General features: G+C 39.8%; 11 protein-coding genes. 8 read left to right on the top strand and 3 right to left on the bottom strand.

Annotation, left to right across the window (positions count from 1 at the left end):
• Positions 1-155 precede the first annotated feature (155 nt).
• The 4 genes from VB711_RS21035 (at position 156) to VB711_RS21020 (ending at position 4,991) form a co-directional block, all read left to right on the top strand.
• Positions 156-1,508 carry an N-acetylmuramoyl-L-alanine amidase gene (locus tag VB711_RS21035; protein WP_323288243.1) on the top strand — a complete coding sequence of 451 codons (1,353 nt, stop codon included), beginning with the start codon at positions 156-158 and terminating at the stop codon, positions 1,506-1,508.
• 473 nt (positions 1,509-1,981) lie between these two features.
• Positions 1,982-2,701, top strand: a complete 720-nt coding sequence (locus VB711_RS21030; protein ID WP_323288242.1) for a hypothetical protein — start codon at positions 1,982-1,984, stop codon at positions 2,699-2,701.
• A 112-nt stretch (positions 2,702-2,813) separates the two neighbouring features.
• A complete protein-coding gene (locus VB711_RS21025; RefSeq protein WP_323288241.1) occupies positions 2,814-3,581 on the top strand; it encodes a DUF1350 family protein in 768 nt (255 codons plus the stop codon).
• A 267-nt stretch (positions 3,582-3,848) separates the two neighbouring features.
• Positions 3,849-4,991 carry a PP2C family protein-serine/threonine phosphatase gene (locus VB711_RS21020; RefSeq protein ID WP_323288240.1) on the top strand — a complete coding sequence of 381 codons (1,143 nt, stop codon included), beginning with the start codon at positions 3,849-3,851 and terminating at the stop codon, positions 4,989-4,991.
• Here the strand turns inward: VB711_RS21020 and VB711_RS21015 are convergent.
• The gene (locus tag VB711_RS21015; protein ID WP_323288238.1) at positions 4,972-5,307 is read right to left on the bottom strand and encodes an STAS domain-containing protein; all 336 of its coding nucleotides are present in this window, start codon (positions 5,305-5,307) and stop codon (positions 4,972-4,974) included. The genes VB711_RS21020 and VB711_RS21015 overlap by 20 nt on opposite strands.
• A 601-nt stretch (positions 5,308-5,908) precedes the next feature.
• Here VB711_RS21015 and miaB point away from each other — a divergent pair.
• The 4 genes from miaB to VB711_RS20995 all read left to right on the top strand — a co-directional run bounded on the left by miaB (position 5,909) and on the right by VB711_RS20995 (position 11,352).
• Complete coding sequence (gene miaB, locus VB711_RS21010) at positions 5,909-7,273, top strand: tRNA (N6-isopentenyl adenosine(37)-C2)-methylthiotransferase MiaB (RefSeq protein ID WP_323288236.1); 1,365 nt, start codon at positions 5,909-5,911, stop codon at positions 7,271-7,273.
• 194 nt (positions 7,274-7,467) lie between these two features.
• Positions 7,468-8,682 (top strand): precorrin-6y C5,15-methyltransferase (decarboxylating) subunit CbiE, encoded by a 1,215-nt coding sequence (cbiE, locus tag VB711_RS21005; protein WP_323288235.1) that lies wholly within the window; start codon positions 7,468-7,470, stop codon positions 8,680-8,682.
• A 248-nt stretch (positions 8,683-8,930) separates the two neighbouring features.
• Complete coding sequence (locus VB711_RS21000) at positions 8,931-9,671, top strand: RNA methyltransferase (protein WP_323288233.1); 741 nt, start codon at positions 8,931-8,933, stop codon at positions 9,669-9,671.
• A 175-nt stretch (positions 9,672-9,846) separates the two neighbouring features.
• Positions 9,847-11,352 carry a serine hydrolase gene (locus VB711_RS20995; RefSeq protein WP_323288232.1) on the top strand — a complete coding sequence of 502 codons (1,506 nt, stop codon included), beginning with the start codon at positions 9,847-9,849 and terminating at the stop codon, positions 11,350-11,352.
• A 169-nt stretch (positions 11,353-11,521) separates the two neighbouring features.
• Here VB711_RS20995 and prfB read toward each other — a convergent pair.
• Positions 11,522-12,641 (bottom strand): peptide chain release factor 2 gene (gene prfB / locus VB711_RS20990; protein WP_323288231.1). Its coding sequence is split into 2 segments (ribosomal slippage): positions 11,522-12,568 and positions 12,570-12,641, totalling 1,119 coding nucleotides; the frame shifts between segments, so codons are not numbered across the junction.
• A 151-nt stretch (positions 12,642-12,792) separates the two neighbouring features.
• The gene (locus VB711_RS20985; RefSeq protein WP_323288230.1) at positions 12,793-13,518 is read right to left on the bottom strand and encodes a Bax inhibitor-1 family protein; all 726 of its coding nucleotides are present in this window, start codon (positions 13,516-13,518) and stop codon (positions 12,793-12,795) included.
• Positions 13,519-13,975: the final 457 nt, after the last annotated feature.

The following is a 13,975-nucleotide window of genomic DNA, read 5'->3' as shown; positions in this document are numbered from 1 at the left end:
TTACCAATCACCCATTACCAATCACCCATTACCCATGACCCATTACCAATCACCCATTACCAATCACCAATGATATCTATTATATTGTTGTTGCTGGAAGCAAAATAATTGACAAAATTGCTGATTTAGACGTTTAACAACGGGAAAACTAAAGTATGGGACGTATTTTTATTTCGGCGGCACATGGCGGTAAGGAAGCGGGAGCAAGTGACCCTGGGGCGATCGCTGGGGGAACGACTGAAGCTAGAGAAATGATCCTTTTGCGGGATTTGATTGTCACGGAACTCAGGGCCCGGAGTTTTGAGGTTTTGGCTGTTCCTGATGATTTGAGCGCCGCCCAAACGATCGCCTGGATTAATTCTCGCGCTCGTTCTACTGATGTCGCCCTAGAAGTTCATTCTGATGCTGCTAGTAACCCAACTGTTCGGGGGGCTAGTGTTTTTTATATTGCCAACAACGATCAGCGTAAAACTCATGCAGAAATGCTGTTGTTAGGATTACTACGCCGTGTACCACAATTACCAAATCGGGGTGCTAAACCAGATACAAATAGCGGTTTGGGTAGTTTGCAATTTTGTCGTCAGACAGCGATCGCTGCTTTATTGTTCCAAGTAGGTTTTCTCAGCAATCCAGAGGATCGGGCTTTGCTACAAACTCGTCGTCGTGACTTTGCTTTGGGTATTGTTGATGGACTCACATCTTGGAGTCGAGCCATTGATCCCAGTCCAGCAAATGCCCCAGAAGCCAATTATCCAGCTATTAATATTAACATTAACGGACAAAATTATCCAGAGCAAGGGATATTAATTAATGGTAACTCTTACATCCCCATTGATTTAGTAGATCGCTTACGAATTGATTTATCAAAAGCCCCTGAAGTGCGTCGTATTACCTATCGACGTGTAGTATATGTTAAAGCAATTGAACTAAGAGAATTTCAAGTTGCTATTGGTTGGGATAGCGCCAGCCGTACTCTTAAATTACGCTCAATTTTAACAGTTTGTACTGGAAATATGGATCAGATTATCTCTCATGGTAATACCTCAGAAGTACAGTTACAAATCTTTTTGAGAAATAACTATGAAAACGCCCTGATTCAGTTTCCTGACGTGCCAAAACTCTATCGAGAAGAAGCCACCATTGAAGGTGTCAATCATGATATTGCCTTTTGTCAAATGTGTTTAGAAACTGGATTTTTACGTTTTGGTGGAGATGTTAAACCTCAACAAAATAACTTTGCGGGTTTAGGCGCTATTGGTGGTGGAACAGAAGCAGCTTCTTTTGGGAGTGCGAGAATTGGTGTGAGAGCGCATATTCAACATTTAAAAGCTTATGCCAGTTTAGAACCTTTGGTACAAGAAGAAGTAGATCCCAGATTTAGATTTGTAACTAGAGGAATTGCTCCCTTAGTCGAACAATTAGCAGGAAGATGGTCAGCAGATTTAGACTATGGTAAAAAAATTACAGCCATGATCAGAAGATTGTATGAATCAGCAGGATTGCTTTAAACTATTGATGCAGGTGATAGGTAATAAGTAGGTCGGCTTGTCAACACTCTTTTGGCTGAAACTATAGGCAATTGTTGTTGAATGCTAGGGATAAATGGTATCAAAAGGCATTTTTATCTAAAAAATTAGGACTCTAAAATCATTAGGACTTACGCAGTTGTGAAACTTCCCTAGTAATCTTCAACCCTGATGCAATACTGTTCGGTTAAGCAAATTTGTGAACCGAAAACCCCTGTAGAGACGTTCCATGGAACGTCTCTACACTCCTTAACTGGGAAGTATTGAACCATGATGTTTCCTATCCCGTGGGTAAGTTCTGATAATTTTGGATAAAGTGCCTAACTAAATTACCATTCTTGAAATTTGATTGCTATATTAGATTAAATACAAACATTCAGCCGTCAGCTAACATATACAAGCTAATCGCTGAATCCTGACGATTAAATCATTATTGTGACAAGGATTGGTAAACTGTGCGAGATGATTTACAGGGATTAGATATTAGTCATCAAGAATTGCAAGCATTGACTAATTTACCTGTTAATGATGGATTAATCATCATTACTAATCCTCTCAAAAAATGGGGGGAAGAACTAATAAAAAAGATTAAAGGTGCTGAAGGTGCGACTGTAATTTTTATTGGAATCTCTGCTTTTGTTTTTTCCTATCTATTATTTGATATCAGTGTAAAATTATTTGCCCCATGGCTAGATTTACCTGCTTGGATTATATTACTTGGATTTGGTTTTTGGACTGGTGGATTAATACAAACAATATTATATTTTATTTGGCAGAGGAAGAGTAAATTTCTCAGAAAAAATATGACAAATTCACTACAAATTTTGCTGAATGATGTTGAAAGATATAATGCTGTGATTAAGGCTATAGATATTAATGATCAAATAGAAGCAGTTGGTAATTCGGAAGTAAGTATACAGCAACGAGATAGAGTGATTGCTGCTTTAATGTTAACTAAAACAGATTTAGTTAGGGCTTTAAAAACAGAAAGGATTCTCCGAGAAAATAAGAACTTCATTTTGCGTAATTCTGAACTATTTGCCAATAATTTAGCCACTTTAGCTTCCATGCAAGTTACAGAACAGGCAACTGAACATGGAAGATTATTAAATGAGGCTTTGCAAATTGCCTTAGATGTGCAGTATGAAATGAAACGCTTACAAGAACAGAGTTAAAATCAAAACAAAAAATAATTTTTTATTTTCGATATGTCAAGGTTACACTCTCCGGTCTACCATTAGAGAATATCAAATTAGCGATCGCTTGTCATAGGCATCGCACATCAACATGGACTGGAAAGAAATTAGAGGCAACTGGGTAGTCATTCCTGCCAATCCCATCGGTATTATTCATTTCTTAGGTGGTGCTTTCGTTGCCACCGCACCACATCTGACTTACCGGGGTTTACTAGAAAATATCGCCAGCAAAGGTTACGTGATTATTGCCACACCCTTTGTTAATACTCTAGATCATATAGCGATCGCTCAAACCACACTCCTGAATTTTGATCGCACCCTAGAACGTTTACAGGACTCAGGAGAATTACGCAAACTCTATCTCCCTACCTATGGCATCGGACATAGTATGGGTTGCAAACTTCATTTGTTAATTGGTAGTCTCTATTCAGTAGAACGGGCAGGAAATATTTTAATTTCTTTCAACAACTTTACTGCTAAAGAAGCTATACCCCTAGTGGAACAATTAAATTCGTCCTTTGCAATTGAGTTTACCCCCACACCTTTAGAAACTGACCAATTAGTGCAAAAACAATATCAAATCCGCCGTAATTTATTGATTAAATTTAGTAATGATAACCTTGATCAATCAGCAACTTTAACTAAAATATTACAAACCCGCTTTCCAGAAATGGTGACAGTTCAAACTTTACCCGGAAATCATACTACACCTTTAGGACAAGATATTAAATGGCAAACAGGAAATTCTTTTACTCCCTTCGATGCCGTAGGACAATGGTTTAAACAAGAAGTTTACCGTGATTTAAACCAACTAAAACGCTCTATGCTCCTCTGGTTAAATCCCCTCTCTGCTCCATAATTTTTATTTAATAGGCTAGAGGGTGGGGTTTGTCCACCCTAAGAGGATGTTTGAAAAGTTTTGGGCGAATATAATAGAGCCTCCGGCTTCCGTAAGGGATACACTACTACACAAGCCAAGTCCACCTGCGTGGACTAAGGAAAGATTAAGGGTTTGAAACCCACGGAGGTGGGTTTTGTCTGTGTAGCTGCGACTTCTAGTCGCCAGGGCAAGCTAAAGATTTTGCGATATTTTTCATACCTTTAAATTATTATTAACCTTTTTCCTATGTATCAAATATTAGTAATTGATGATGATATTGCCATACAAGTTCTACTAAAAAGAATGTTGGAAAAACAGGGTTATCAAGTAATCACTGCTAGTACCGGAACAGAAGGAATTTTACATACCTTAGCCTGTTCTCCAGCCCTAATTATCTGCGATTGGATGATGCCTGGTTTAAATGGCTTAGAAGTATGTAGCCGGATTAAAAAAGATCCTAATTTATCTACTACATTTTTTATTTTATTAACATCATTAGATTCTGTTGCTGATAGAGTTAAAGGACTAGATGCTGGTGCTGATGACTTTATTTCTAAACCTATTGAGCAAAATGAATTACAAGCACGAGTAAGAGCGGGATTGCGTCTACATCAACTAAGTAGGGATTTACAAACTCAAAAGTTACTTTTAGAAACAGAACTAAAAGAAGCAGCAGAATATGTAAAATCCCTCCTACCACCACCTTTAACTGAACCGCTAATAATTAATTCCCAATTTATTCCCTCCCGACAATTGGGTGGTGATTGTTTTGATTACTTTTGGCTTGATTGTGATTATTTAGCAATTTATTTATTAGATACTGCCGGACATGGACTTAGAGCCACACTTCCTTCGATTTCTGTCTTAAATTTACTTCGTTCTCGCGCACTCAAAGGACTAAATTATTATCAACCAAGTCATGTACTTGCAGCTTTAAATGAAACATTTCAAATAAATTATAAAAATGACAAATACTTTACTATTTGGTATGGAGTTTATAATCGAGTTAGTCGTCAGTTAGTTTATTCTAGTGCTGGACATCCCCCAGCAATATTAATATCTGGAGAATTTGCCGATAACACAGAAGTTAAACTGTTGAAAACCCCTGGAATGCCAGTAGGTATGTTTCCTGAAGCAAAATATGTTGATGGTTTTTGTCAGATTGAATTATTCAGCACTCTTTATATTTTTAGTGATGGTGCTTACGAAATTAATCAACCAGATGGTACTCTTTGGAGTTTAGATCGATTTATTCAGCTATTAGTTAGTTTACAGCATTCTGTTAAGAATGAACTTGACTACATTCTGAATTATTTAATCAATTTAAACTCCAAGGAGGCTTTCGAGGATGATTTATCTATTCTCCAAGTTAAATTCGATTTATGGTAGAACTGAACATCTGATTAAAGGCATCTTGATTAGGATAAATTTCAAATATATCATCCATACTTGTTAACTCAAATAATATTTTGACTTGTTGATTAATTGAACAGAGAACCATTTTAATATTTGCTTTCTTCAGGGCTTTAAAAGCTAATATTAAAGCACCTAAGCCAGAACTATCCATGAAAATCACATTCTGAAAGTCTACTAAAACAATTTTTGTATTGGTTTGTACAATTTCGGCGATATTTTGCTGAAATTCTGAGGAAGTATTACTGTTGAAACTACCATTGATTGTAATAATTTTAACGTACTGGTTCATAATAATTTACGCTGTGTGATGTTAATGAAGTTTTGATTCTGTTAGTATATACCAATTACAAACCTTTAAAAAATAACTAAATATACAAATATTTTATTTAATTATAGATAGCAGAATAGTTAATAAATGAGTTTAAACTTTTGATGAATTAAGTTGGAATCAATAATATTATTTTACAGATGATTGTTAGCCACAAACTACTTGATCAAATATTTGTGCTACAAGAGGAAGAGGAATTAAACGCAGATTAACGCTGATAAAGGATCAATTACAGTTTTTATAGGTTGGGTTAAGCGACAGCGCAACCCAACAAAAGCCCGTAAATGTTGGGTTTCCTAACGTCAAACGTCATTCGCCACAAGCCGGGAAACCCGTCCAAGGCGATGACTCCCCAACCTACCTGATTTAATGTTTTTAGCTTAACCGACAAGTATTGTAATACGTCCTTATTTTGATGTAACGAATTGGATCATGTTTTTTGTGGAGTTCTCTTAGTGATTTTAGCCTAAATTATTCTGTCTGACGCACCCTACAGACTGTATAATAGGGGATAGATTTAATATAATTAATATAAATTAAACTGAATTAAGCGTAATTTCCTATGACCAGTTCACCCCGTCGCTACCACATTGTTACTTTCGGTTGTCAAATGAATAAAGCCGACTCTGAACGCATGGCTGGCGTACTGGAGGATATGGGCTTTGAGTGGTCAGAACAGCCAAATCTTGCAGATTTAATTCTTTATAATACTTGCACCATCCGGGATAATGCGGAGCAGAAAGTTTATTCTTATTTGGGTAGACAAGCCAAGCGTAAGCACGAACAGCCTGATTTAACTTTGATTGTAGCAGGTTGTGTTGCCCAGCAAGAGGGGGAAGCTCTTTTGCGTCGTGTGCCAGAATTAGATTTGGTAATGGGTCCCCAACACGCAAATCGGCTCAAGGATTTGCTAGAGTCGGTTTTTCAAGGTAATCAAGTTGTGGCGACGGAAGCGGTGCATATTATAGAAGATATCACCCAACCACGGCGAGATAGTAAAGTTACAGCTTGGGTAAATGTGATTTATGGCTGTAATGAACGTTGTACTTATTGTGTTGTTCCCAATGTGCGGGGTGTGGAACAGTCGCGCACACCGGCAGCAATTCGGGCGGAAATGGTAGAATTGGGGAAACAAGGCTACAAAGAAGTTACTCTGCTTGGTCAAAATATTGATGCTTACGGTAGAGATTTACCAGGGACCACTCCCGAAGGCCGTCACCTCAATACATTGACAGATTTACTCTATTATGTTCATGATGTGCCGGGAATTGAACGGTTAAGATTTGCAACGAGTCACCCACGTTATTTTACAGAACGACTAATTAAGGCTTGTGCAGAATTACCCAAGGTGTGCGAACATTTCCATATTCCCTTTCAATCGGGGGATAATGAGTTATTGAAGGCGATGTCACGGGGTTATACTCATGAGAAATATCGCCGGATTATTGACACAATTCGCCATTATATGCAAGATGCGTCGATTAGTGCCGATGCAATTGTGGGTTTTCCGGGGGAAACGGAGGAACAGTTTGAAAATACAATGAAATTGGTAGAAGATATTGGTTTTGATTTATTAAATACTGCGGCTTATTCACCCCGACCGGGTACACCTGCGGCTTTGTGGGATAATCAATTGAGTGAAGAGGTAAAAAGCGATCGCTTGCAAAGATTAAACCGTTTGGTTAATGTAAAAGCAGCAGAGCGATCGCAGCGTTATTTTGGCAGAATCGAAGAAGTATTAGTAGAAGACCAAAATCTCAAAGACACAACTCAGGTAATGGGACGCACTGGGGGAAATCGGTTGACGTTCTTTACTGGTGATATCAATGAACTGAAAGGAAAATTGGTACAAGTCAAAATTACTGAAGTTCGTCCTTTTAGTTTGACTGGGGAAATGGTCAAGGTTCGGGAAGCAGTGATGATTTAATTATTAAAGACAGAATAAAATTCGGTGTTGCTGAGTGAAAGTATGATTTTATTTCACGCAGAGACGCAGAGGCGCAGAGAGTAAGAGTGTGGGAGATGGAATTTTCAACTTTCATACCTCAATTCAGCAACGCCTAAAATTCTTCTTCGCGTTCTTTGCGTCTTTGCGGTTCAATAAATTAATATTTCTTGGTAATGAACAAATGGCTATCAATAGTCGGAATAGGGGAAGACGGACTAGAGGGATTAAGCGCGATCGCTCTTTCTCTCCTGAACCAAGCTACAATTATCATCGGTGGGGAACGCCATCTTGCTATGCTACCCCCAGATCATCAGCGTCAGCGAATCCCCTGGAAATCGCCCTTTCAGACTTCAATAGACGAAATCACCAATTTTCGAGGTAAATCAGTTTGTGTTTTAGCCAGTGGTGATCCTTTGTTTTATGGTGTTGGTGTCACCCTTCTCCAACACATTCCCATTTCCGAAATTACCATTGTTCCCGCACCTTCTTCTATTAGTCTAGCTTGTTCCAAATTGGGATGGTCTTTCACAGAAATAGAAAATTTAAGTTTGTGCGGTCGTCCCCCTTCCCTACTCCAATCTTACATTTATCCTGGTGCTAAATTATTGATTTTGAGTGAGGGTCAAAAAACCCCGGAAATTGTGGCAGAAATGTTGACAAATCGCGGTTATGGTGGTAGTAAAATTACAGTTTTAGAAAGACTTGGTGGAAGTGAAGAAAGGATTTTAACAGGGATTGCGGCGACTTGGAATGAAACAGAAATTGCGGCTTTAAATATTATTGCTGTTGATTGTATCGCCAATGATGGAGTTTTGCCATTGTCGAGAATAGCCGGACTACCAGATCATGCTTTTCACCATGATGGACAACTAACGAAACGGGAAATTAGGGCAATAACTTTATCTAGTTTAGCACCTTTACCAGGACAATTACTGTGGGATGTAGGGGCTGGTTGTGGTTCTATTTCCATAGAATGGATGCGGAGTAATGTGAAATGTAGAGCGATCGCGATCGAGCAAAATTCCCAGAGAATCGGCTATATTACAGATAATGCTCAGGTTTTGGGTACACCCAATCTGCAAATTATCACAGGTAAAGCACCCCAAGTTATTCAAGATTTACCCACACCAGATGCTATTTTTATTGGTGGTGGTGTAACAGCACCAGATATATTTGATATTTGTTGGAATGCACTCCGTCCTGGTGGGCGATTAGTTGCCAATGTTGTAACTTTAGAAGGTGAGCAAATCCTATTTACATGGTATCACAAAGTGGGAGGAAATTTCACCCGCATTGCTATTCAACGAGCCGAACCAATTGGTAAGTTTTTAGGTTGGCGAGGAATGGCTAATGTGACTCAATGGGTAGGAATAAAAGCTGTATTTTGAGAAAATTATTTTAGGGTGCGTGAGACGGAATAATTTAGGCTAAAAACACTAATTTTTAGATTCTGACGTATCTAACTTAATTGAAAAAGCAACTTATGTCAATAGTTAAAGTTAAAGGGTTTTCCCGCAGCCGTAACACCCCACCCTACACCTGTCAGGGGGGCTATGATGTATTTCATCCAACTAAAAACTGTATTAAGTTATCATAGAAACAAAAATATTTAGATTTCTTTGGTAGGAGGAAAAACATGGGCTTGGCTGGGATAAAAATTGTGTTGGTAGAACCAGCCGGTCCGTTGAATTTAGGTTCTGTTGCTAGGGTAATGAAAAACTTTGGTTTACAAAACTTAGTATTAGTTAATCCTCAGTGCGATCGCTCTTCCTTTGAAGCCTTAAAAATGGCAGTCCACGCCAAAGATATTCTAGCAAATGCCATCATCGTCCCCACTTTACCACAAGCCTTAGCAGGATGTGTCCGGGCTGCTGCTACCCTTGGCCGCGATTGTAGTTGGGAAATACCCCTAGACAGTCCCCGTAAGGCCTTACCTTGGTTATTAGCAGAACCAGACAAGCCCGTAGCCCTGATTTTTGGTAGAGAAGACAGGGGATTAACCAACGAAGAACTCAATTATGCCCAAAGGTTAATTTACATTCCCGCCAATCCAGATTATCCATCCCTGAATTTAGCAACTGCTGTTGCCATTTGTTGTTACGAATTGTCACAATTAGCGGAAACCTTTCCAAATTATGATATACCCGCAACTGAAGCAGCAACTTTAGATGTTGTCGAACCCTATTACCAGGAATTAGAATCTCTATTGCTGTCCATCGGTTATCTTTACCCCCATACAGCAGCAAGTCGAATGGAAAAGTTTCGTCATCTCTATAACCGCGCTCACCTGCAAACTACCGAAGTGGCTATGCTGCGGGGGATGTTGCGACAAATAGAATGGGCGCTCAAAAACCAAACTCAGCCAGACAACTTGTAATTAATCCCTGAATATTCACCCAATTATCACCCAAAACGATTAACATGGCCTAAACTAAACACAAAAATGCTACTTGATTCCATTCAGGAAATCTGAGTAACAGGGTGCTTGAATAATCCGTTTTCGGTCGAACATCTACCAATTATAAAGTGCAGTGGGTAACTAAGGAGTAGCAGTGCCAGAATCAAGTGACAAGCTAATACCTATCTCACGACGGGAACCTTTACCGCGTCGTCAACGTCAACGTCAAACCCCAAAGGCAAAACCTAAGAAAGCTACAAGCCAGCCGCAAGGGTCTACCACAGCAGAAACTATGGTATTAAAACGCCTCAATCCACATACCAGTCCTGCTTCCATCCCCTCTGGAGGGCTAAAGAGGTTACGGACAGAGGTAGCTATTCCCCCTAGCGGTAGACAAATTAAAACCAGCAAAAATCCACCATCTCCACTTGGTGGGACAAAAATTAAAACTGTACGGATACAAAAACAGGGTTCCCCAACACTAGACAGACGCGGCTCACGGAAAACACGTTTAAAGCCCATGGCTAGAACACTTTTGTACACCTTGCGGTTGTTGATTGTGGGTGTAGGCATAGGAGCAATTGTTGGTACGCTATTATCTGTACTAGATCCAGCTAATCGCTTAACTAATGCCTCACTGATGAAGACAACGGGACAATCTCAAGCACAATCTAACTCCTCTGTCAATACTTCTAGTTTATTTTTATCCCAAGAAATTACTACCCTGAAAACTGCTGTGCAGAATCTAATCACAGCCAACCCCAAACTCACCACCGGGGTTTTTATGATTGACTTAGATAATGGTGCTTATGTAGATATAAACGGAACTACCAGTTTCCCCGCCGCCAGTACCATTAAGCTGCCGATATTAGTGGCTTTTTTCCAAGATGTAGATGCAGGTAAAATCCGCCTGGATGAAATGCTAACTATGCAAAAGGAAATGTTGGCTGGTGGTTCGGGAAATTTACAATACCAAACCGTAGGTTCACAGTATTCAGCCTTAGAGATTGCCACTAAAATGATTACAATTAGTGACAATACAGCCACAAATATGTTAATTACCCGTTTGGGGGGCATGGAGGTTTTAAACGAGCGTTTTCGTACTTGGGGCTTGGCAAATACCGCAATTCGTAATCCACTACCAGATTTAACAGGTACAAATACCACAAGTCCGGGGGAGTTGGTGAACTTACTGTCAATGGTAAATCAGGGGAATTTTGTCAGTATGCGATCGCGGGATTTGATGTTAGATATAATGCGCCGTACAGAAAGAGATAATCTACTCCCATCAGGGTTGGGAACAGGGGCAAAAGCATACCACAAAACCGGGGATATTGCCACCATGTTGGCCGATGCAGGTTTAATTGATGTTCCTACTGGTAAGCGTTACATCGCTGCTGTCATGGTACAACGTCCCAACAACGATCCTAGCGCCCAAAAGCTCATTAGTAGCATTTCTCGTACTGCTTACGAACATTTTAGCCAAGTTGCCCTGACACCCACAAACAATATACCCTCAACTACCTATCAGCAACCTATTCAGCCCTTTATTCAGCCCCAGGTGATGACTCCCATTTTACCTAATGGTGCTGTTAACTCTATGCCAACGGGGACTTATCAACCTCCTCTAATGAACCCCCAATACTACCCACCAAGATAATATCAAAATGAGAGGCTGGAACTAAATCAAACTTATTGTCATTCCCAAACATCCTGTACGCGGAGAGTGTCCTAGTACCGCAAAGAAGGTAGTATAGACTTTTTAGCAATTTAAATGGTTGGTTTATTTACGCCGTACTATCCTAGTAAAAAAACATCAAATAGAACTATCAAATAGAACTATCAACAAGTTGATTTTCTTGGCGTAAATATGCTTGAATAAACATATCAAGTTCACCATCCATGACATCACCAACTGCCGTAGTTTCGATATTTGTCCGTAAATCCTTGACCATTTGATAAGGGTGAAATACATAGTTGCGAATTTGATTACCCCAAGAAGCCTCTACCATATCACCACGAATTTCGGCGATTTCTTTGGCACGCTGTTCTTTGGCTATTACCAACAACTTAGCTTTAAGACGAGCGAGGGCTTTTTCTTTATTTTGCAACTGAGAACGTTCTTCTGTGCAACGGACAGCTAAACCAGTTGGTAAGTGAACGATACGCACGGCTGTTTCTACCTTGTTGACGTTTTGCCCACCTTTACCACCAGCCCTAGTTGTCGTAATTTCTAAATCCTTTTCTGGAATATCTAATTTGACAGAGTTATCTATTTGAGGCATCACTTCCACCCCAGCAAAACTCGTCTGTCGTTTACCATTGGCATTAAAGGGAGAAATCCGCACTAAACGATGAGTACCTGTTTCTGAACGCAAGTAACCATAGGCATAGCGGCCAGTAATTTCCAGGGTAGCTGACTTAATTCCAGCTTCATCACCTTCTGATTCTTCCGCCAAAGTGACTTTATAACCGTGATCTTCTGCCCAACGGGTGTACATTCGCATCAACATAAAAGCCCAGTCTTGGGCATCTGTGCCACCAGCGCCGGCGTTAATCGTTAATACCGCACCTTTATCGTCGTAGAGGCCAGAGAGTAATTGCTGTAATTCCCACTGGTCGAGGTCATGACTGAGTTTCGTAACAGTAGATTCCGCTTCTTGGAGTAGGGCTTCGTCGGTTTCTAACTCCAATAGTTCAACCACTGCTCTAGTATCTTCCAGATTAGCTTGCCATTGGTGATACTGTTCTATGTGAGATTTGAGATCATTGAGTTCTTGTAATGTTTCTTGTGCCTGGGTTTGGTCGTCCCAAAATTCTGGTTGGGCGGATATTTGTTCCAGGTCTTGAATTTTGGCTGTTAATGCAGGTACGTCAAAGATAGTCCTGGGTTTTACCCAGGCGGTTAGATAATATCTCGATTTCGCGTTTTAGTTCTAGGACATCCATAGAGATTGATTAAGTTTAGAGCTATTTGAATTTTAAGCGATCGCTCTTTTTATTGATTTTAACTTTAACTGGGACTATTTTTTGAACAACCACCCATAAAAAACCGTGGCTCTTTCCGGTGAACCACGGCTGAATAACTACCTATTGTCAATTACCGTCTATTTAAAGCAATTAGCAACCGCAAGATAAAAACAAACAAGTTAATGTAAGTCAGATACATCGACAATGCCGCCCGCAGGTATTGATCATTGCGATAGGTGCGGGGTAAAATGTAGAAATCAACCACAGAAGCCCCAACGAACAGAAACACTCCCAAACCGGAAATACCAATTTCTAACCAATTAGGTACATAAACGCCAAATAGGGAAAATACAAACTGAGTCAGACAAACAACCACCAAGGCTATTAAGCCTAAATAGATGGTTTTGGTCAAAGCCATACCGTCTGCTTCTGACAAGTTAGAACCAATTTGACGGGCAAAAATAAACGTCACACCACAACTCAAGGCCGCAATGCCAATTCCCTGAATCCCTACTCCTTGGGTTCTCAAGGCCATGAATACCAAACCACTTAGGGTATAACCAGATAAAAGGCTATAAATCCCCAATAGTGGTAGGGCAACGTTTTTGTTACCTTTTTCAGCTACATTTTGGGCAACAAAAAACAGAATTAACTCCAGAATTACCGCACCGATAAAGGTGGTGAAGAATAATCCAGGGTTAGAACGAATAACTCCCAAACCTCCATAGGTTCCTAATGCGGTGAGAATTAGTCCACCACCAACATAAGGGAGGGCGTTGGCTATGACATTAGGTCCAATTAGGCTATGGTTTTGAGCATTACGGAATGCTTCACGAAAATTACTGGTATTGCTCATATCTAAAAATTAGTTTCTGAGGAAACAGTTTGCTAATTTCTATTCTTACCGATACTCAGGTCGAAAAACTAGGCAGGAAATCTAGAAAAAATCTGTTTTCCTGGGATTGTTAAGTTTGATCACAATAATTTCTTCGCCATAAGGAATTAGGACTTACGCACTGTACAAAATGCAGATGATATGTATAAACGAAATTGCCTAGTTTCAGGATTTATTTTGTGTAGGGTGCGTCAGACAGAATAATTGAGACTAAAATCACTAACTTTCAGATTCTGACGCACCTGACTTGATCTAAATCAGTGCGGTGCGTCAGATATAAAAAATCTGTTGTTTCCTAAATTATCGGGTCTGACGCACCCTACAAGAGATCAAATCTATTGTCTGTTTGCGCGAAACAAACCAAGCTAAGTAAGGTTTGCTGATAGCGTAGCGTGCCGTTAGGCATATAAACCAAAGA

Origin of the sequence: Cronbergia sp. UHCC 0137 (assembly GCF_034932285.1) — a bacterium.
Taxonomy (GTDB): Bacteria; Cyanobacteriota; Cyanobacteriia; order Cyanobacteriales; family Nostocaceae; genus Cronbergia.
The sequence above is the reverse complement of the archived record's forward strand: the minus strand, read 5'-3'. Positions and strand labels throughout refer to the sequence as shown.